Raw genomic sequence first — 21,320 nt, forward strand, 5'->3', positions numbered from 1 at the left:
TATAACGCAACGATAGCGTGGAGAGAAAGGAAACGCTTTGGATAGCCTGCTAACTCTTCCTGCGGCAAATGGGTCCGATATCAGGATTTTACAAATTACGGATACCCATCTTTTCGCGGGAAAACATCAATCGCTGCTTGGAGTGAATACCTGGTCGAGTTTTGATGCGGTACTGGACGCCATCGCGGCGCAACAGCGCGATTACGATCTGATTATCGCCACTGGCGATCTCGCCCAGGATCACACCGTCGAAGCTTATCAGCATTTTGTTGCGGGCATTGCGCGTCTGCCGAAGCCGTGCGTCTGGCTGCCGGGCAATCACGATTTTCAGCCAGCGATGGTGGATACGCTGGCGCAGGCCGGCATCGCCGCGGACAAGCATGTGCTGCTCGGCGAGCACTGGCAACTGGTGCTGCTGGACAGCCAGGTTTTTGGCGTGCCGCACGGCATGCTGAGCGACTATCAGCTGGAGTGGCTGGACCGCACGCTGCGTCAGTTCCCCGATCGCTACACGCTGGTGCTGCTGCACCATCATCCGCTGGCCTCTGGCTGTACCTGGCTTGACCAGCACAGCCTGCGCAATCCGCATCAGCTGGATGCAGTGCTGCAAAACTTCCCGCTGGCGCGCCACCTGGTGTGCGGCCACATTCATCAGGAGCTGGATCTCGACTGGCACGGCCGCCGCGTACTGGCGTCGCCTTCGACCTGCGTCCAGTTCAAACCGCACTGCACCAACTTCACCATTGATACCGTGGCACCCGGCTGGCGCTGGCTGACGCTGCAGGCGGATGGCACGCTGCACACCGAAGTGAATCGTCTGCAGAGCGATCTGTTCCGTCCGGATCTGGATTCCGAGGGCTACTAAACCATGGCGGCGCTGATTTATCTGCACGGATTCAACAGCTCACCGCAGTCGGCTAAAGCGAGGCAGTTACAGCAGTGGTGTCAGGCGCAGCATCCGCACATTGAGGTGCTGGTGCCGCAGCTGCCGACTTTTCCCGCTGAGGCTGCCGCGCTGCTGGAAGAGCTGGTGATGCAGTATGCCGGGGAGCCGCTCGGGCTGGTGGGGTCATCGCTCGGTGGTTATTTTGCCACCTGGCTGTCGCAGTGTTTCATGCTGCCGGCGGTGGTGGTGAATCCGGCGGTGCGGCCGTTTGAACTGCTGGTGGATTATCTGGGTGAAAACCGGAATCCCTACACCGGCCAGCAATATGTGTTAGAGTCTCGCCACATTTACGATCTGAAAGTGATGCAGATTGACCCTCTGGAAGCGCCCGATCTACTCTGGCTGCTGCAACAAACCGGCGATGAAGTGCTCGACTATCGCCAGGCGCTGGATTACTACAGCGCGTGCCGTCAGACGGTAGAAGAGGGCGGCAATCATGCCTATATCGGATTCGAACGCCATTTTGCGCAGATGATTGATTTTCTGGGACTGAATACTCCCTGATGCTGCGGGATGGGCCCATTTTCCTATTGCTAATCAGACTGTTACGATGAGCCAATCTAGCTATAATGCTGACGCCATTGAGGTTTTAACCGGCCTCGAACCGGTACGTCGCCGTCCGGGCATGTACACCGATACCACACGCCCTAACCATCTGGGCCAGGAAGTGATCGATAACAGCGTCGATGAGGCGCTGGCCGGTCATGCCAAACGCGTGGAAGTCATCCTGCACGCCGATCAGTCGCTGGAAGTGATCGATGATGGCCGTGGTATGCCCGTCGATATCCACCCGGAAGAGGGCGTGCCAGCGGTCGAACTGATTCTCTGTCGCCTGCACGCCGGCGGTAAATTCTCCAACAAAAACTACCAGTTCTCCGGCGGCCTGCACGGCGTAGGGATTTCGGTGGTCAACGCCCTGTCGAAGCGTGTGGAAGTCACGGTGCGCCGCAACGGTGAGATTTACCAGATCGCCTTCGAAAATGGCGATAAAGTGCAGGATCTGGCGGTGATTGGTACAGTAGGCAAACGTAACACCGGCACCAGCGTTCACTTCTGGCCAGACGAAAGCTTCTTCGACAGCCCGCGCTTCTCGGTCTCCCGCCTCAAGCACCTGCTGAAAGCCAAAGCGGTGCTGTGCCCGGGCGTCGAAATTGTCTTTAAAGACAAGGTGAACGATACCGAGCAAACATGGCTGTATCAGGATGGTCTGACGGATTACCTGAGCGAAGCGGTGAACGGCCTGCCAACGCTGCCAGAAAAACCGTTTGTCGGCAGCTTTGCCGGTGATGTGGAGGCGGTCGACTGGGCGCTGCTGTGGCTGCCGGAGGGCGGCGAGCTGCTGACCGAAAGCTACGTCAACCTGATCCCAACCATGCAGGGCGGAACGCACGTTAACGGCCTGCGTCAGGGCTTGCTCGATGCGATGCGCGAATTCTGTGAATACCGCAATATTCTGCCGCGCGGCGTGAAGCTGTCGGCGGAGGATATCTGGGATCGCTGCGCCTACGTGCTGTCGGTCAAAATGCAGGATCCGCAGTTTGCCGGACAGACCAAAGAGCGTCTCTCCTCACGCCAGTGCGCGGCGTTTGTCTCGGCGGTAGTGAAAGATGCCTTCAGCCTGTGGCTCAACCAGAACGTGCAGGCCGCCGAAATGCTGGCCGAGCTGGCGATCTCCAGCGCACAGCGTCGTATGCGCGCGGCGAAAAAGGTGGTGCGTAAAAAGCTGACCAGCGGACCGGCGCTGCCGGGCAAGCTGGCCGACTGTACCGCGCAGGATCTGAATAAAACCGAGCTGTTCCTGGTGGAAGGGGATTCTGCGGGCGGCTCCGCCAAACAGGCGCGCGACCGTGAATATCAGGCGATCATGCCGCTGAAAGGCAAGATCCTCAACACCTGGGAAGTGTCGTCGGATGAAGTGCTGGCGTCGCAGGAAGTGCATGATATTTCGGTGGCGATCGGTATCGATCCGGACAGTGAAGATCTCAGCCAGCTGCGCTACGGCAAAATCTGTATCCTCGCGGATGCCGACTCCGACGGCCTGCACATTGCCACGCTGCTGTGCGCGCTGTTTGTGAGGCACTTCCGCTCGCTGGTGCAGCAGGGCCACGTCTATGTGGCGATGCCGCCGCTGTACCGCATCGACCTCGGTAAAGAGGTGTATTACGCGCTCGATGAAGACGAAAAAGAGGGTGTGCTGGAGCAGCTGAAGCGGAAAAAAGGCAAGCCGAACGTGCAGCGCTTTAAAGGTCTGGGTGAGATGAACCCGCTGCAGCTGCGCGAAACCACGCTCGATCCCAACACCCGCCGTCTGGTGCAACTGACGGTCGACGAAGAAGACGTCGAGCAGACGTTACGGATGATGGACATGCTGCTGGCGAAGAAACGCTCGGAAGACCGCCGCAACTGGCTGCAGGAAAAAGGCGACCTCGCCGACCTCGAAGTGTGATGCAAACGGGACGCTGCGGCGTCCTTTTTTATGCCTGCAACCGTGCCATTGCTGCCCGTCCCGATCTATCCGATCGCCGCATGTCCGCTAATAAAAACCGCGTGTGCGCGGCACAACCAGGCCGCCTGCTGACCCGGGTCAGCGATAATCCCTGCGTTTTGCTGCATTGTGGTATCCTGCCGCTGCTGAACGTGGAGCAATCTACCTCAGCAGCCGTGAGAACGAGGCTAAGACCGGTCTCGAAGTGGCAATACGCTGAGGCAGGAAGAGTGAAAATCACACTGGAAGAGTTACGCGCCTGGGTCGCGGTGGTGGACACCGGTTCCATTACCGCCGCAGCGGAACAGCTGGATCAAACCAGCTCCGGCATCAGCCGGGCGCTGAGCCGCCTCGAAAGCAAACTGCAAACCACGCTGCTGCACCGCACCACGCGTCGCCTGGCGCTGACCGAAGAGGGGCTGATTTTTCTCGATCACGCGCGGCAAATCCTCGCGTCGGTGGAGCAGGCCGAAGAGCATATCGCGCAGCGGCGCGACATTCCCTCCGGATGGCTGCGCGTCAACGCCAATACGCCATTTACCCTGCATGTTATCGTGCCGCTGGTTGCCGAATTTTGCGCGCGCTATCCGCAAATTCAGCTGGAGCTGAACACCGATGACATTGTCATCGACCTGCTTGAGCAGCAAACTGATATCGCTATTCGCATTGGTGAACTGCGCGACTCCACGCTGCGCGCGCGCGTGCTGGGCAGCAGCGCGATTCGCCTGCTGGCCAGTCCGGCCTATCTGGAAAAAGCCGGCGCGCCGCAGAGCGTGGAAGATCTGCTGACGCACCAGCTGCTGGGATTCAGCCAGCTGGACGCACACAATGTCTGGCCGGTATGGCAGCGTGAAGGCGAATTTTTGCGCATCAAACCCACGCTGTGCGCGTCGAGCGGCGAAACCCTGCGCCAGCTGGCGCTGGCCGGCCAGGGCATTGTGCGGCTATCGGATTTTGTCAGCCGCGAGGATCGCGCCAGCGGCCGGCTGGTGCAGGTGCTGGAAAATGACACGCGCGAACTGCGCCTGCCGATTCACGCGGTGTACTATCGCAACCAGTCGCTCAGTTCCCGCATCACCTGTTTTCTGGATTTTTTACGGGAAAAAATTCAGGAAAATCATCTGTTATAGTCCTGTTCTGTTTGAATAACCTTTCCTGTTATGTTCTGCCCTCATCGATAAAAACGCTTTAATTCAATCGGTTAATGATTTAGCTATCTTTCGGCCGCCCATTTAAGAATTTTTTCCTAACGGGACATTTCTTATGTCTCGGATTTATCTCTTTCCGGATTATGTCGCAACTTTGAGCCCATCCGTGGGCAGAGCCAGGGAGATTGCGGCGCTTGCCTGCAAACGCGCAGTCAAAATTAATCGACGGAAGGAAGAATCATGAACGTTTCACCCGTAAGTGTGGCGGTTATCGATAAGAAAACCATAACCAAAGCGGAAGTGCTGCGCGCCGGTAAAGACAGCAAAGCAGTGAAGATTCAGGCAATTACCAACGGTAAATATCTGCTGACGCAGAACCAGGACGGCACCGCGCCTGAAAACATCACCGTTAAACGCGCAGGGAAAAACCTGCTGGTGATGCTGGAAGGCTCAGACGCCAGCAAGCCGGATCTGATTATCGAAGATTTCTTCGCTAAATCCGGCACCTTAGTGGGTAAAGCGGAAGACGGCGAAATGCACGCTTACGTCGCGACGGACGGCAATGCCGACCACGAAGCGGCCGCGCTGGCCGACGGCGAAACCACCGCGCTGGCGCTGGGTGAAGGCAGCGTTGATGATAATTCCGGCTACGCACTGGCCAGCGGCTTTGAATGGTCGCCGGCGCTGATTGCGCTGGGTGGCCTGGCGGCTATCGCGGCAGCGGCAGGCCTCGGCTATGTCGCGGCGAAACACCACTACGACAATAACGACGGCAGCCACAGCGGCAAAGGTGAAGGCGGCGGTGGCAGCGGCGGCGGCGATATCAGCAAGCCCACCATCAGCGATGTGATTGATGATATCGGCGACGTAACCGGTTCGGTAGCAAATGGCGGCCGCACCGACGACACCATGCCCACCTTCAACGGCACCGGTACGCCAGGCAATACCATTGAAATATGGGATGGTGAGACGCTGCTGGGTGAAGTGCTGGTGGATGACGAGGGTAACTGGACCTTTACGCCGGAAAAACCGCTGGCGGCTGGCAATCACAGCATCGTTACCGCCGAGCGTAACGCCGAAGGCGTGGTGGGTGAAGAGAGCGATCCGTGGGAATTCATCATCGATCTGACTGCACCAGCCAAAGGCACCATCGGCAGCGTGATGGACGATATGCAGGATTCGCCGGTGCTGATCGAAAAAGGCGGCGTGACGAAAGACAATACGCCAACGCTGACCGGTAAAGCTGAAGCGGGCTCGACGGTAGAAATCTGGAACGATGGCGTGAAGCTGGGCACCGCAAAGGTGGACGCCGAGGGTAACTGGACCTTTACGGCTCCGGCGCTGCAGGATGGGCGACACGAGCTGAGCATCGTGGTGGTCGATCAGGTGGGTAACAAATCTCTGCCATCCGATCCGTTCATCGTTGATGTGGACACCGTGGCGCCGGAAAATCCGGGCATTGGCGTGATCAAAGACAGCGAAGGTAATCCGCTGGAAGACGGTTCCACCACAAAAGATCTGCGTCCGACGCTGGAAGGCACCGGTGAAGATGGCGATATCGTGGTGATTATCGACAACGGCAAGCCCATTGGTTCGGTGATTGTGGAAGACGGCAAGTGGACCTTCACGCCAGAAAACAATCTGCAACCGGGCGAGCACGAGCTGGAAATCGTGGTGCGCGATCCGGCAGGCAACGAATCGCCGGCCTCTGAAAAGGTCACGATTGGGTTTGAAGGCGACACGCAAGTGCCGGTCGATCCTGAGCCTGTTGACGGCCTGCCCGATCCGGACGTTCCGGTTTCCGGCATGATTGAGCATATCTTTAAAGACAATAACGACGCCGGCGTGCGTACGCCAATCGAAAACGGCGGCGCGATGAACGATCCGAGCATCATTGTCGCCGGTAAAGGCGTGCCGGGTGAACTGGTAACCATCTATATTGTCGGTCTCGAGAACAGCTACAGCTTCACTACCACGATTGGGGCTGACGGCAAATGGGAGCTGACGACGCCGGATCTGGCGGATGATGTTTATCAACTGCGCGGCGTGTTCTCCAGCGATGGCGAAGTGACCGGCAAAACGGACATTTATGAAGTGGAAGTCGACACCATTCCACCGCCGCCGCCGGAGATTAATGCGCTGGAGCTGGCCGGTCTTGATATTTCCGCTCTGCTTTCCCTGGACAATCATGAACTGTTCAATGAGGCCGACGATCAGCCGCAGCCGATTAATGCGGAATTACTGCAGCTTAATAACGATGCGTTTAATGACTGGAATAATCAGGAAAGCCAGAGTGGTGTGATAGCTGAAAATAATTCCCAATCAGATGCGCTGTTCTTACAGAACGAAATCGAACAATTCTAATTTATCTGGAGCATACAGGTGCAATTTATTGCACCTGTGAAACTTAAATGAAAATTGCAAAAAAATTACTTTTAGCTTCACTGGTGTGTGCGCCAGTATTCACGACTTTTTCAACCCAGGCGCAAAATTCATTTGATGGCGCATGGCGTAGTTTATCGCCGGTATCGGCAGAGCAGGCGCGGGTGGTTTATTATCGTCCGGCTTCATTAACCGGAGAAAAACCGGCGAATATTTATGTCGACGGTGAATTCCATACGTCGTTACTGGCCGGTGGCTATACGGTGTTTTGTGTTGCGCCGGGAACGCATTCGCTGGGCAGTTATGTCAACGACGCGCCAGATTATCAGGGTAAACGCGCGCAATCGTGGACTGATAAACTGGCTGCCGGTAAAACCTACTACATTCGCGCTAACCTCGATGACAGCGGTCGTCCGCTGGTGGTCAGCCAGCAGCAGGCGCAGCAGGAATTGCTGAGCACCAAACGTCAGGCTCATCTGCTGTCACGCGCATCGTCGGTACAGCGCTGTCAGGAAGGAACAACTGAAGCTTATGATAACTATGCGTTTTCATCTGACCTGCTGTTCCGTTTCGGCAGCGCCAACAGCAACGACATCTCCGCACAGGGGCGCGAAGCACTCAGCAGTTTTGCCAGCATGCTGAAAAAGGAAAATGCTGCTCAACGCCACATCATCGTCACCGGCTTTACCGATCCGATTGGCAGCGACAGCAGCAATATGGCGCTGGGCCAGCGTCGCGCTGAGGCGGTGAAAGCACTGCTGATTGCTCAGGGAATGAATGCGGCCAATATCACCGCGCAGAGCATGGGTGAGTCTCAGGTTGATACTAACTGTTCAGGCAGCCTGCAGGAGCAGAAAGCATGCTATGCCAGCGAGCGCCGGGTTATTATCAGCGTTGAAAACAAGTAATCTGATTTAATTATTTTAGCAGCGCATTCTCACATCTCATATTGATGAGGTGTGAGGCGCTGTGCCTCGATAAAGTTATTAAGGGTTCATATAACTTAATCGATTAAGACGTTTCTCGTATTGTCTTCAGGCATAAAGAGCGAAATTAAACCTGTATTCGGCTGGAAATCCCGAAACATTATTTAACGTAAAAGGAATACACATCATGGCTAATATTACAGCAGCAGATAACGCGACCGTTATCTCGACCAAAGATCAGTTTTATAAATGGATTGATAAGAGCGTAGCAGGTGCCAACGGCGGCAAGCTGGAGATTACAATCGATGGTGAAGTGCACATGGTTGATATCAGCGAGGACGGTAAATGGTCATTCGACCCGAAAACCAGCTGGTTAGACGGCACCCATGTCATTCAGCTGGTATCGATTGATAAAGCGACTAACCCGAGCCCACCGCGTATCTTCATTCTTGATATGGATACGACGCCTCCGGCAAAACCGGAAATCTGGCGCGTGATTGATGACGCTGCGGCGGAAGATCACTACCTGACGCCGGGTGAAGCCACCAGCGATAAAACGCCGGCGCTGGCTGGTGTGGCAGAGCCTGGCACCATTGTTACCCTGTACGATAACGGTAAAGAGATCGGCTCAGTGGTAGCAGACAAAATGGGCGCATGGAGCATCACGCCGGAGCTGGCAGACGGCGAGCACCAACTGACCGTGATGGCGAAGGATACGGTTGGTCATGAAAGCCCGATCTCTGATGCTTTCAACCTGACGATTGCTGACGGTGTGGTCACTCAGGCGGTTAACGAAGCGGTATCTGTAACGCCAGCAGAATCAACCACTATGGACGCGGTTCCGTTTCCGGGTAAACCCATTAAAACCATCAATAAAAACATTATTTCGTTGAGTGCTGATAATGCTGAACCCAATGCATTAGTACAGATCGTTATTGATGAAACCGTTTACACCACCCGTGCTGATGGCAGCGGCAAATGGCAGTTTGACTCGCCGGAAATGAAAGAGGGTTTGCACGTTGCCGGCATTCGTTATCTGGACCGTGCGGGTAACTGGGGACCATCAACTCAGCTTATCCGCAATATCGACACCTCTGCACCAGAAGCGCCGCAGATTATGCGCGTGATTGATAATGAAGGCAGCGCGGATACCTATCTGACGCCGGGCAACTACACCAATGACAAAACCCCAACTTTGTACGGTGTTGCTCAGCCGGACAGCCTGGTAAAAATCTACGATATTCGCTCCAACGTGATTGGCAGCGTAAAAGCCGGTGCCGATGGCCGCTGGAGCTTCACGCCGGAACTGACCACCGACGGCACCCACGTGTTTAGCGCCAGCTACACTGACCGCTTCGGCGCCGAGAGCCCGCGTTCTGACAACTTCGCGCTGACGCTGGATTCCTCTGTGCCGGGCACGCCATCACTCAGCGAGGTGTTGGATAATGAAGGACGCGTTACCGGTCCGCTGAAGTCAGGTGACATCACCGATGACAAAACCCCAACCCTGTCGGGTAAAGCAGATGCTGGCGTGATTGTGCGCGTATGGGACGGCGACAAACTGATCGGTTCTACCAAGGCGGACAATCGCGGTGAGTGGAAACTGGACGTTGAGCTGGGTGAAGGTGAGCACTCGCTGGTTGTGGATTCCATCAGCAAAGGCGGCACCGTTTCTGAGAAAACCGATCCGTTCAAACTGGTTATCGACAGCAATATCCTGCCGGCACCGGTAGTGGATGAGATGGTCGCCAACAACGGTGATGAAGAGCGCGTGCTGCAGCCAGGCGATTCAACTAACGACACCACGCCAGTGCTGCGCGGTGAAGGCAACGACGGCGACATCATTTACGTGATTGTTGACGGCGAAAAAGAGCCGGTGGCTTCAACTGTCGTTAAAGATGGTAAATGGGAAATTGAATTACCAGAGCTGGCAGAAGGTTCACACGATATTGAACTGATCGCTAAAGATCCATCCACCGGCAAAGAGTCACCGACCTCAGATCCAATCAACGTGATTATCGATATTACGCCTCCGGATCAGCCGCAACCACCAACGATTGTCGATAACGAAGGTGATAACACCGGTCCGGTTGAACCAGGTAAGCCCATTGATGACAACCGTCCAGGTTTCGGCGGCGAAGGCGGTAACCCGGGCGACAAAGTGGAAGTCATCATTGATGACGGTAAAGGTAATCCGGTGGTGATTGGTACCGGTATCGTGGGCGAAGATGGCAAGTGGGAAGTGAAACCTGAGAACCCAATCGATGACGGTAACTATCAGGTTATCATCGAGATCACCGATCCGGCCGGCAACGAATCGCAGCCATCCGATCCTATCGATCTGATCATCGACACCAAAAAGCCAGGCTCAATGGAAGGCTCGTACATACTGGAGGATAACGTCGGTCCTATCCAGGGTGAGATCGAAAATGGCACGGTCACCGATGACAAACAGCCAACGCTGAAGGGCACGTCACCGGATCTGTCGCAGGTCATCATTTACATCGACGATCTGGAGCCGATCGTGGTTGACGTCGTAAACGGCGAGTGGAGCTATGAGCTGCCAGAACTGGGCGAGGGCAACCATAAAGTTGAAGTACAGCCAGTGAGCCAGTCCGGTGTGAAAGGCGATAAAGAAGCCGCCATCAACTTTGACGTTGATACCACTAAGCCGGTGCCAGTAGAAGGCGGCGACAAGGCTAACTTCGAAGGCGTCTTCGCTGATAAAACCGGCACTGAAATTCCTGTACGGCCGGACACCAACGATGACACGCTGATCTTCAGAGGTAAGGGCTCAGAAGACGGTACTATCGTGATGATTTGGGGCGACGAAGCGCGTACCCAGCTGATCGGTTCTACCGTGGTAGAAAACGGCGTGTGGCGCTATGAGTCAGACAAACTGGCAGAAGGCGATTATGCCTTTAACGTCACGGTTCGCGATGCAGCCGGAAACGAACTGGTCATCGACCATACCGTTAAGACCAACGTCGACGTCACCCCGCCGCCGCCGCCAGAGATCAACTCGATCTTCGCTGCGGGTGCCACGGATGTAGAAGGGCTGATGAGCATGTCGCTGAACGACATCATGACGCAGGGTCAGGATTCACTGTTCATCGACAACGGCAAGTCACAGCTGGTAGTGAACGCTAAACAGGGCGAGGCGCTGACGCTGGAAGACATCCTGCCAGCCGGTGAAGATGCCAGCTCCTGGCAGCAGGCGACCGGTACCGTCACCGTCGGCGGCACCGAGTACAACGTCTACAGCAACGGTGATGCGGAACTGCTGGTGCAGAACCTGCACAACGAACAGCACTGATCATTGATTAGCTGCTAAACAAAAGCCCCGGTCGCAAAACCGGGGCTTTTTTAATGCCTGTATCGGAGAAAATCAGGCGGTCGGTTCCAGCACCAGAATTTTCACGTCCACCACGTCATCTTTGATGGTGGCGCGGTGCGCATCCATGTGCGGCATCTGCTGATGCTGCTCCAGATGGCGCAGCGATTCCCACTGCTCAAGCATAAAGATCGAGTCTGGCGAGTTCTGCTTCCACGGCACCTGCGCCTGGTGATCGACCAGCGCATCGTACTGATGGCAACCCTCTTCTTCCAGCACGACAGGGATCAGTTTATTAATCGCCTCCAGTACCTGCTGACGGCGGCCCGGCTTAACGCAAATTTCTGCAACCACAGTTAACATAACGCTTCCTTCTGTTTTTTCCCGGTGTGCTTACAGTTAAGCAAAGATCTGGCTGAGATGAGTCCGATAACGTGCGATATCACGCGGCACGTCCGGCTGTTTAATCACGTCGTTACAGATAAAGGTCGGCAGACTTTCCATACCGAGGAACTGATTGGCTTTATGGAAGTGCAGGTACAGGCCATCCACGCCGACGCCTTCAAAGAACTGGTCGGGATCGGTAAAGGCTTCCAGCGGCGCGTTCCAGGTCAGCGACAGCATGTATTTTTTGCCCTGAATCAGGCCACCGGAACCGTATTTTTTGCTGGCATCGCTGCGCGAACGGCCATCGCTGGCGTACAACGCACCGTGGCCCAGAGTAAACACCTCATCGATGTACTTTTTCACCGTCCACGGCTCGCCCATCCACCAGCCCGGCATCTGATAAATCACCACGTCGCTGTCGAGATATTTCTGCACTTCGTCTGCCACGTTGTAGTCGCTATCGGCAACGGTCACCTGAACCTCATGGCCCAGATCGCGCAGCTGGCTGGCCGCCACCTCGGTCAGGGTATGGTTCAGTTCGCCTTTGGAATGGGCAAAGGTCTTGCCGCCGTCAATAATCAAAATCTTGCTCATGGATAATTCGCTCCGTTTCTCGTAGATGCCGCCCACTCTACGCGCGCGCGCGGGGCAAAAAAATGCGTGATTGATCACAAGACTTTTGCTCTTAAAGCAATAATGCCGTCACTTATGCAACAATCCGCACGCAAACCAACATCCACTTAAAAAGAACACACCATGAAAACTGTGATACTGAGTGCTTTACTTCTGATGGCCGGCGCGGCTCAGGCGCAATCCCACCTTGATGAAGTTCGCCAGAGCAAAATCCTGAAGGTCTGCACCACCGGCGATTACAAGCCTTACACCTTTTTGCACAGCGACGGCCAGTATGAAGGGCTGGATATCAGCATGGCGCAGTCGCTGGCCGCCAGCCTCGGCGCAAAGGTGCAGTGGGTACCAACCACGTGGAAAACCCTGAGCGAGGATTTCGTGGCGAAGCAGTGTGATATCGCGCTGGGCGGTGTCTCCGTGACGCTTAAGCGCCAGCAGATCGCCTGGTTCGCCCAGCCGCTGGGCGTCGATGGCAAGATTCCGCTGGTGCGCTGCGCGGATAAAGCGAAGTACCAGACGGTTGAGCAGATCAACCAGCCGCAGGTGCGGGTAATCGAGCCGGCCGGTGGCACCAACGAAGCGTTTGTGCACAGTCATCTGCCGCAGGCCAGCCTGCAACTGGCGGAGAATACCGGCATTTTCCAGCAGCTGATGAATAACAAAGCCGACGTAATGATTACCGATGCTTCCGAAGCGCTGTTCCAGCAGCAGCACTATCCGTCGCTGTGTGCCATCAATCCGCAACAGCCGATGCAGTATGGCGAGAAGGCTTACATGATCCCGCGTGATGATATGAGCTGGAAGCTGTATGTCGATCAGTGGCTGCACCTCAGCACTGCCACCGGCGAATATGCGCAGATCGCCAGACAGTGGCTGGGCGTAGTGAAGTAATCGTTAGCGATAAAGGGTATTACGACAGGCGTTACCGTCCCGTAGCGGCGCAATTTATTGCGCAATCAGCAGCAGTGCGGCGGGTGAATACGTGTGATAAATCGCGCCGCTACGGCATGTGCAACTGACATCCTGCACTTGCGTAGCGGCCCTATTTATTATTTTGAAATCAACGATACAACCCGGCTTTACCTAGCCCGCCAAACAGATTCATCTTGTAGCGAATCACCGCTTTCGCGGCGGCGATGGCGTCCGGATAAATCACATTCGGATCCCACCAGCTCTCCCGCGCGAGGATCTCGCGCAGTCTGGCGAAATAGGCGAACTTCATGTCGCTGGAGATATTGATCTTGCCCACGCCCAGCGTCACCGCCTCGGCAATCTCCGCGTCCGGATTGGCCGAACCGCCGTGCAGCACCAGCGGAATATCTACGCGTTGAGAGATATCCTTCAGAATGTGCATCTGCAGCTCCGGTTTCATATCTTTGGGATAGATACCGTGCGCGGTGCCAATCGCCACCGCCAGCGTATCGACGCCGGTGCGCTGCACAAAATCTTCCGCCTGCGCCGGTTCGGTGTAGATCACCTTGCTCACGCCGCCTTCCACCGTGGTGCCGGTATCGCCGATGGTGCCGAGCTCGCCTTCCACCGACACGCCCACCGCGTGCGCCAGCTTCACCACCTCTTTGGTCAGCGCCACATTCTCTTCGTACGGCAGCAGCGAGCCGTCAATCATCACCGAGGTAAAGCCGCACTGAATAGCGCGCAGCACCTGCGCAATCGAAGCGCCGTGATCGAGGTGAATAGTAAACGGCACGCGGCTTTTTAAGGTGCGCTCGCGCACGTAGCCAAAAAATTCATCAGTGACAAATTCCAGTTCGCTCGGATGGATAGAAATAATGGCGGGCGTATTAGTGGCTTCGGCTTCTTCCACCACGGCCCGGATAAAGCAGCTGTCAGCGACGTTAAATGCGCCGATGGCGAAGCGATGTTCACGGGTCGGGGCCAGCATCTCTTTCATTGAAATCAACATGTTTATGTTTCCTTAGCGTGAGTTTTACCAGAGCCGGCGCACGCGCCGACCCGATGAGGGATAAAAAGAAACCGGTGGAGATTGCGCTGCGATCGGGGCGTCAGTAGCGGTTTGCCGACCCTGACCAGCTCAGATATTCAATAACCACTTCGCGACAGGCGGATTCCATCAGCGCCAGCACATCTGCCAGCTCGGCCTGCGGATGCTGGCGCAGCGCCTGCTGCACCGCGTGCTTACCGGCGTCGAACACCGCAGCGCCGACGTTGATCTTGGCGACGCCACAGGCGCTGACGCGGCGTATATCCTCCGCCGGGGTGCCCGAGCCGCCGTGCAGCGCCAGCGGCCGCGTCGTCACCGCGTGCAGCTGCTGCAGTCGCTCGAAGTCGATCTTCGGCTTTACGCCCGGCGGATAAAGCCCGTGCGCGGTACCGACCGAAATCGCCAGCAGATCGATGCCGGTCTGCTCAATAAACGGCAGCACGTCTTCTACCCGCGTCATTTTCACGGCGGCATCGGCCAGTTCATATGTGGGCGCATCGGCGATATGCCCCAGCTCGCCTTCAACGCACACGCCAGCGGTATGCGCCATCTTTACTACCGCTGCGGTCTGACGAATATTGTCCGCCAGCGGTTCGGCCGATGCGTCAATCATCAGCCCGGTAAAGCCAGCGCGAAACGCCTGACCAATCAGCGGAAAAGCTTTGCCGTGGTCGAGCGCCAGCGCTACCGGCACTGCGGCCTGAGCGGCCAGCGCCTGTACCAGCGGCGCCGCCACCGCCGGCGGAAAATGCGCGCTGTGTCCCTGATACACGTTGAGGATCAGCGGCGCGCGCTGCTGTTCCGCCGCCTGAATCGCCGCGCGGGCGGTTTCGAGGTTGAAGCAGTTGATCGCCAGCACCGCGTACTTGTGCTGGTAGGCGTCCTGAATCAGGTCATTCATCATGGCAAACATGCGGGCTCCTTATTCCAGAGTGAATTTGATCTCTTCATCGCGGACGCCGGGTGCTTCCACGTCATCGAACTCTTCATCCTGCTGCGTGACCGGTTTTTTCATCAGCGACAGCATCACGCCGCACACCACGGTGCCAATGCCGAGCGCCAGGCAGAACAGCCACGGTTTGGTGAACAGCGGCACCACGAACATGCCACCGTGCGGCACCGGCGCTTCCACGCCCCACACCATAATCAGTCCGCCGGCCAGCGCTGAGGCCACCACGCAGCTGGCCACCACGCGCAGCAGGTCGCGTGCCGCAATCGGAATCACACCTTCGGTAATCATGCAGATGCCCATCGGGAAGGCGGCTTTCAGCGCCTCTTTCTCTGCTTTGGTGTATTTGTGGCGCGTCAGCAGATAAGAGAGGGTGATGCCGAACGGCGGAATGATGGAGCCGACAAATTTCACCGCTTCCGGACCGTAAATGCCGTCGACCAGCATGCCGTCGGCGAACAGCGACATGGTTTTATTGATCGGCCCGCCAAAGTCGAAGGTGGCCATCGCGCCGAGGATGGCGCCCATCACGAATTTGGAGCCGCCCTGCATGGACTCCAGCAGATGAATCAGCGTCTTTTGCAGCCAGACGATCGGCTGGCCGATAAAGGTCATCATCAGCAGCCCGGCGATGATGGTGCTGAGCAGCGGCAGTACCATGATCGGCATTAGCCCCTGCATCGACTGCGGCAGCCTGATCACCCGGCGTAGCAGCAGCACGATATAGCCGACGAGGAAACCGCCCAGAATCCCGCCGATAAAGCCGGTGCCGATCTGGCCACAGATAAAGCCGACGATCAGGCCAGGCGCAAAGCCGGGACGATCGGCAATGGAGTAGGCGATGGCGGCGCTGATCAGCGGCACAATCAGCCCCATGCCCCAGCCGCCGATCTGGTTCAGCATCCACGCAATGCTGCCGGTCTGCTTGCCGACGTCCGGCCCGCCAATCACCTGGCCGAGCGCAATGCAGATGCCGGCGGCGACGATCAGCGGGATCATCCATGAGATGCCGGTAAGCAGGTGGCCTTTGATCTCCTGGCCGTACTGACGTTTGTGATCGCTCATGATCGATCTCCTCAGGCGCGCGCCAGTGAATCCGCCACTTTTTCGAGGAATTTCACCGGTGACTTGATCACCACTTCGGTTTTCACTCGCACGATGGGTTTGCCCTGAAAGCGCTCTTCGCCGTTGATCTTGACGTCAACCGCGAGGATCACCACGTCAGCGGCGTCAATCTGCTCACGCGTCAGCGGCGTTTCAGTGCCGATGGTGCCCTGGGTTTCGACGTGGATGGTGTGGCCCAGCGCGTGAGCCCCCTTAATCAGTTTTTCGCGCGCAATGTAGGTATGCGCGATGCCTGCGGTGCAGGCCGCTACACAGACGATATTCATGTGGCACCTCAAGGTGTTGGGTGTTAACAGAGGTCGGTTTCGGCGTACTGACTAAACAGCCGGATGATATTGCCGGGGTCATTCTCCGCCAGCAGTCGGGCTATCACCTCATCATCGGCCAGCGCGCTGGCCACCTGCGACAACAGGCGAATATGGGTGGTGTTCTGATCTTCCAGCCGCACGGCGAACAGGATGATGCAGCGCACCTGGCTGCCATCCAGCGTTTCCCACGGAATGTCCTGCTGGGTGCGGCCGATGGCGAGCGTAGTTTGTTTAACCGCCGACGATTTGCCGTGCGGAATCGCGATATGGTTTTCGAAGCCGGTCGAGCCTTCCGCTTCACGCAGCCAGACATCGGCAATAAACGCGGCGCGATCGCTGATGGCGCCGTCGCTCACCAGCAGATCGGTGAGTTCGTTGATCGCCTCTTCTTTACTGGTGGCGCTGAGCGCCAGGTTAACGCGGCGCGGCGTCAGAATGCGGGAAATGTCCATGGTTGCTCCTCATTCAATCAGTGTGCGGCCAACGCGCAGGGCGTGCCGTTGGGCAGCTGGCTGCCAATCATGGCGTCAGTGACCCGCCGGATATCGTCATCATTAAAAAAAGCGCTGACATACACGGCCGGAATGGCACCGGCGTCGAGGTGGATGGTGGTGATCACCAAATCCACCGCGTGGTGCTGACAAAACGCCGCCTGATTGCTGGCTGACACCACGCCAGCAATTTCCCAGTCCGGAAAGGCGCGTAATATGCGGCTCTTCAGCAGGTGCGAGGTGCCCACGCCGCTGGAGCACACCACCAGGATGCGTTTGTGGGCGATCTGCCGCTCCAGTGCCGCCTGGAAATGGACGCACAGATAACCAATCTCATCCTCAGCCACCGGCGACAGAGCGTAGGTGCGCGCGGTCAGTTGCATTGCCTGCTGAGTCAGAGAAAATATCTCTTTCATATCCTGTTTAATATCATCCAGCAGCGGATTGCGAATATGAATATGATATTTAAGCCGGTTTAATAATGGCTTTATATGCACCAGTAAACCGTCAAATAATAAACGGTCCTGAGATAAATCCTGCTGAATAAACGCCGAGAAACGATCAATTAATTCGCAGGTTATTTTAACCGACTCGGCAGTGGAAAATTGATTATGCAGCGTCACCTGATCGCCACGCTCTTCCACCACAATGCCGGAGGAGACGATATATTGATAAATAAAACCGACTTCATCGGCCGGCAACGCACAGCCGATGCGCTGCTCAATGCGCACTACCATCTGCCGGGCAATGGTGAGAATCGACTGATCCAGATCGTGCGCGGTGGTGAGAATGTCCAGCGCCAGCGTGTTGCCCTGCGCCATGCGGTGCATCATGATCAGGATGTGCGTGCACAGATTGAGATACCAGGCATCGCCCAGCGGATAACTCAGCTGCTGCTCCATCTGTTGCAGCAGCGTCTGCACAAAAGCCACATCCTCTTCGCCAAAATAGTGCACCAGCGCCTGCTGGCTGCCGGGATCGAGCCGCGGCAGCAGCGGCGTACCGGCGACCTGTTGCTGTATCACATCGTTGATCAGCGACACCATCGCCTGACGCAGCGCCTGCTCATGGCCCTCTATGTGCGTGCCGCCCGGGCCGCGCTGCAGCGTTAACCCCAGCGGCTGCAGCCACTCTTCAATCACTTTCAGGTCGTTCACAATCGAGGCGTGGCTGATAAAGTAGCGCTCGGACAGCTTGCTGATTGACGTGGCGCGCGGCGCATCGCTCAGGAGCTGGGAGGCGATTTTTATCCGCCGGCTGTTATGGCTGAGCGCGTCGCCGGCCTCATCGCCGTTCAGCTGCTGCTCCAGCTGCAAACGCTGCTGCATATCCTCAACCCGCAGCCGCACGCCGCGGCCAGGGGTTTTCTCCAGCGTCAGCGCCCAGTTGCTGAGCCAGCTCTCCAGCCACTGCAGGTCGCGCTGAATGGTCTTCCCGGAGACGCCGAGCTGTAACGCCAGCTGACCAATCGGCTGCGGCGCCGCCTGTTGCAACAGCAATTTCACTAACCGGTGTTGTCGCGAAGTCAGTATTTGCATTCGGTCACCCTTTATTTTGGTAAAACCTAATGGGATTTTTCCTTGTGGCATTTATTTCATTGCCAGCAAGCCGTCGCGAAAAAGGTGTGTCGTATGGAGTATGAATTTAGAAAAGGATGGCGGCAGCAACAATACTAAATGTTGTCCCGTCAGGCGGACAGCATTAATACACCGCGTTGACGGGAAATTAAATGCGAGTCTGCTCACACAATAATGCGCTAAATAAGTGTGATGATGCTCTCAATCCTTTTTATTTTTTCAACCGGCGTCACGTTATTTAAAGCCGGGAGATTCTTTCTGTCCTCAACGGCTTCCCTGTGACTAAATCCCGCGAATAAGGTACTATCCTCGCCAAATGACCGCCGGATGACCCGCCGTTGCGGGCCACGAAGTGAGGATGCCAGCTTAATGAGTGAAATGACACAGGATGGCGCAGAGCGTCTTGCCCTGCACAAGTTTACTGAAAACGCGTACCTGAACTACTCCATGTACGTGATCATGGACCGTGCGCTGCCGTACATCGGTGACGGTCTCAAGCCGGTGCAGCGCCGCATTGTTTATGCCATGTCCGAGCTGGGGCTTAACGCCAGCGCAAAATTCAAGAAATCGGCGCGTACCGTGGGTGACGTGCTGGGTAAATACCATCCGCACGGCGACAGCGCCTGCTATGAAGCCATGGTGCTGATGGCGCAGCCGTTCTCCTACCGTTATCCGCTGGTGGATGGTCAGGGCAACTGGGGTGCGCCGGACGATCCGAAATCCTTTGCCGCGATGCGTTACACAGAATCGCGCCTGTCGAAATATGCCGAAGTGCTGCTCAGCGAGCTGGGGCAGGGCACGGTGGATTACATCCCGAACTTCGACGGCACGCTGCAGGAGCCGAAAATGCTGCCGGCGCGCCTGCCGAACATCCTGCTCAACGGCACCACCGGCATCGCCGTGGGTATGGCGACCGACATTCCGCCGCACAACCTGCGCGAAGTGGCCGAAGCCGCGGTGCGCCTGATCGACAAACCCAACACCACGCTGGATGAGCTGCTGGAGATCGTGCAGGGGCCGGACTTCCCGACCGAAGCCGAGATCATCACGCCACGCGACGAGATCCGCAAGATCTACCAGAACGGCCGTGGTTCGATCCGCCAGCGTGCGGTGTGGAAAAAAGAGGACGGCGAAGTGGTGATCACCGCGCTGCCGCACCAGGTGTCGGGCGCGCGCGTGCTGGAGCAGATCGCCAGCCAGATGCGCAATAAAAAGCTGCCGATGGTAGAGGATCTGCGCGATGAATCGGATCACGAAAACCCGACGCGGCTGGTGATTGTGCCGCGCTCCAACCGGGTGGATCTCGATCAGGTAATGAACCACCTGTTTGCCACCACCGATCTGGAGAAGAGCTACCGCGTTAACCTCAACATGATCGGGCTGGATAACCGTCCGGCGGTGAAAAACCTGCTGGAGATCCTCTCGGAATGGCTGGTGTACCGCCGCGATACCGTGACACGCCGTCTCAATCATCGTCTGGAACGCGTGCTGCGTCGTTTGCATATCCTCGAAGGTTTGCTGGTGGCGTTCCTCAATATTGATGAGGTGATTCACATCATCCGCAGCGAGGATGAGCCGAAGCCGGTACTGATGTCGCGCTTTGACATTAGCGAAACCCAGGCCGAAGCGATTCTGGAACTGAAACTGCGCCATCTCGCCAAACTGGAAGAGATGAAGATTCGAGGTGAACAGGCCGAGCTGGAAAAAGAGCGCGATCAGCTGCAGGCGATCCTCGCCTCCGATCGCAAAATGAGTAACCTGCTGAAGAAAGAACTGCTGGCCGATAGCCAGACCTACGGCGACGATCGCCGCTCGCCGCTGCATGAACGTGAAGAAGCGAAAGCGCTGAGCGAGAACGAGCTGGTGAGCGCTGAGCCGGTCACCATTGTGCTGTCGCAGATGGGCTGGGTACGCAGCGCCAAAGGTCACGATATCGATCCGGCAGGATTAAGCTACAAAGCCGGCGACAGCTACCGTGCCGCCGCGCGCGGCAAGAGCAACCAGCCGGTGGCGTTTATTGACTCCACCGGCCGCAGCTATACGCTGGATCCGACCTCGCTGCCGTCGGCGCGCGGGCAGGGCGAGCCGCTCACCGGCAAGCTGACGCCACCGCCGGGCGCAGTGATTGAGCAGGTGCTGATGGAAGCGGACGATCAGAAGCTGCTGATGGCCTCCGATGCCGGCTACGGCTTCATCTGTACCTTTGCCGATCTGGTGTCGCGCAACCGCGCCGGTAAAGCGCTGCTGACGCTGCCTGAAAACGCCAAAGTGATGACGCCGCTGGCGGTGCACTCTGGCGACGACATGCTGCTGGCCATCACCCAGGCGGGGCGGATGCTGATGTTCCCGGTGGCCGATCTGCCGCAGATGTCGAAAGGCAAGGGCAACAAGATTATCTCGATTCCGTCCGCGGACGCAGCCGCGGGCGTGGACAAGCTGCAGTGGCTGCTGATTCTGCCGCCGGGCAGTTCCATCACTATCTATGTCGGCAAGCGTAAGCTGATCATGCGTGATGAAGATCTGCAGAAAGTGCGTGCTGAGCGCGGCCGTCGCGGTAGCGTATCGCGCGGACTGCAGCGGATCGATAGCGTGGAAGTGAATGCGCCAGCGCGGCCAAAAAGTGACGCGAATAGCGAAGAGTAAGACTGAAAAGGCGAAGGACTGCCACA

General features: G+C 56.9%; 17 protein-coding genes. 9 read left to right on the top strand and 8 right to left on the bottom strand.

Going from position 1 to position 21,320, the window contains the following annotated elements; all coding sequences use genetic code 11:
* Positions 1-37: 37 nt before the first annotated feature.
* From cpdA to OXR61_RS13705, 7 genes are all read left to right on the top strand, one after another.
* Positions 38-865, top strand: coding sequence for a 3',5'-cyclic-AMP phosphodiesterase (gene cpdA / locus OXR61_RS13675; protein WP_031280131.1), 828 nt, complete (start codon positions 38-40; stop codon positions 863-865).
* 3 nt (positions 866-868) lie between these two features.
* On the top strand, positions 869-1,450 hold the full coding sequence (yqiA, locus tag OXR61_RS13680) for an esterase YqiA (protein ID WP_021509609.1): 582 nt from the start codon (positions 869-871) through the stop codon (positions 1,448-1,450).
* Positions 1,451-1,496: 46 nt separating this feature from the next.
* Positions 1,497-3,392, top strand: coding sequence for a DNA topoisomerase IV subunit B (gene parE / locus OXR61_RS13685; protein WP_021509608.1), 1,896 nt, complete (start codon positions 1,497-1,499; stop codon positions 3,390-3,392).
* A gap of 269 nt (positions 3,393-3,661) precedes the next feature.
* Positions 3,662-4,561, top strand: coding sequence for a LysR substrate-binding domain-containing protein (locus OXR61_RS13690; protein ID WP_021509606.1), 900 nt, complete (start codon positions 3,662-3,664; stop codon positions 4,559-4,561).
* A gap of 258 nt (positions 4,562-4,819) precedes the next feature.
* The gene (locus OXR61_RS13695) at positions 4,820-6,943 is read left to right on the top strand and encodes an Ig-like domain-containing protein (protein ID WP_021509605.1); all 2,124 of its coding nucleotides are present in this window, start codon (positions 4,820-4,822) and stop codon (positions 6,941-6,943) included.
* Between the two features lie 47 nt (positions 6,944-6,990).
* Positions 6,991-7,869 (top strand): OmpA family protein, encoded by an 879-nt coding sequence (locus OXR61_RS13700; RefSeq protein ID WP_021509604.1) that lies wholly within the window; start codon positions 6,991-6,993, stop codon positions 7,867-7,869.
* 205 nt (positions 7,870-8,074) lie between these two features.
* Positions 8,075-11,203, top strand: coding sequence for an Ig-like domain-containing protein (locus tag OXR61_RS13705; RefSeq protein ID WP_021509603.1), 3,129 nt, complete (start codon positions 8,075-8,077; stop codon positions 11,201-11,203).
* 72 nt (positions 11,204-11,275) lie between these two features.
* Here the strand turns inward: OXR61_RS13705 and OXR61_RS13710 are convergent, their stop codons facing one another.
* Together OXR61_RS13710 and OXR61_RS13715 are read right to left on the bottom strand one after the other, a co-directional pair.
* Positions 11,276-11,584, bottom strand: a complete 309-nt coding sequence (locus OXR61_RS13710) for a putative quinol monooxygenase (protein WP_021509602.1) — start codon at positions 11,582-11,584, stop codon at positions 11,276-11,278.
* A 36-nt stretch (positions 11,585-11,620) separates the two neighbouring features.
* Entirely contained in the window at positions 11,621-12,202 is a 582-nt protein-coding gene (locus OXR61_RS13715; RefSeq protein ID WP_010618479.1) for an NAD(P)H-dependent oxidoreductase, read from the bottom strand.
* A 162-nt stretch (positions 12,203-12,364) separates the two neighbouring features.
* On the opposite strand from OXR61_RS13715, the gene OXR61_RS13720 reads away from it, so the two are divergent.
* Positions 12,365-13,129, top strand: coding sequence for a transporter substrate-binding domain-containing protein (locus OXR61_RS13720; protein WP_031280129.1), 765 nt, complete (start codon positions 12,365-12,367; stop codon positions 13,127-13,129).
* Between the two features lie 169 nt (positions 13,130-13,298).
* Here the strand turns inward: OXR61_RS13720 and OXR61_RS13725 are convergent, their stop codons facing one another.
* The 6 genes from OXR61_RS13725 to OXR61_RS13750 form a co-directional block, all read right to left on the bottom strand.
* On the bottom strand, positions 13,299-14,162 hold the full coding sequence (locus OXR61_RS13725; protein WP_021509600.1) for a ketose-bisphosphate aldolase: 864 nt from the start codon (positions 14,160-14,162) through the stop codon (positions 13,299-13,301).
* Between the two features lie 100 nt (positions 14,163-14,262).
* The gene (locus OXR61_RS13730) at positions 14,263-15,114 is read right to left on the bottom strand and encodes a class II fructose-bisphosphate aldolase (protein ID WP_021509599.1); all 852 of its coding nucleotides are present in this window, start codon (positions 15,112-15,114) and stop codon (positions 14,263-14,265) included.
* 9 nt (positions 15,115-15,123) lie between these two features.
* Positions 15,124-16,215, bottom strand: coding sequence for a PTS fructose transporter subunit IIC (locus OXR61_RS13735; RefSeq protein WP_267412332.1), 1,092 nt, complete (start codon positions 16,213-16,215; stop codon positions 15,124-15,126).
* An 11-nt stretch (positions 16,216-16,226) separates the two neighbouring features.
* A complete protein-coding gene (locus tag OXR61_RS13740) occupies positions 16,227-16,541 on the bottom strand; it encodes a fructose PTS transporter subunit IIB (protein ID WP_021313325.1) in 315 nt (104 codons plus the stop codon).
* A gap of 23 nt (positions 16,542-16,564) precedes the next feature.
* Positions 16,565-17,035, bottom strand: coding sequence for a fructose PTS transporter subunit IIA (locus OXR61_RS13745; RefSeq protein WP_010618474.1), 471 nt, complete (start codon positions 17,033-17,035; stop codon positions 16,565-16,567).
* Positions 17,036-17,052: 17 nt separating this feature from the next.
* Positions 17,053-18,612, bottom strand: a complete 1,560-nt coding sequence (locus tag OXR61_RS13750) for a PRD domain-containing protein (RefSeq protein ID WP_031280128.1) — start codon at positions 18,610-18,612, stop codon at positions 17,053-17,055.
* A 408-nt stretch (positions 18,613-19,020) separates the two neighbouring features.
* Here OXR61_RS13750 and parC point away from each other — a divergent pair, with 408 nt between their 5' ends.
* On the top strand, positions 19,021-21,294 hold the full coding sequence (parC, locus tag OXR61_RS13755) for a DNA topoisomerase IV subunit A (RefSeq protein ID WP_021509596.1): 2,274 nt from the start codon (positions 19,021-19,023) through the stop codon (positions 21,292-21,294).
* Positions 21,295-21,320: the final 26 nt, after the last annotated feature.

Origin of the sequence: Pantoea sp. GM_Pan_4 (assembly GCF_026541005.1) — a bacterium.
GTDB lineage: Bacteria > Pseudomonadota > Gammaproteobacteria > Enterobacterales > Enterobacteriaceae > Pantoea > Pantoea dispersa.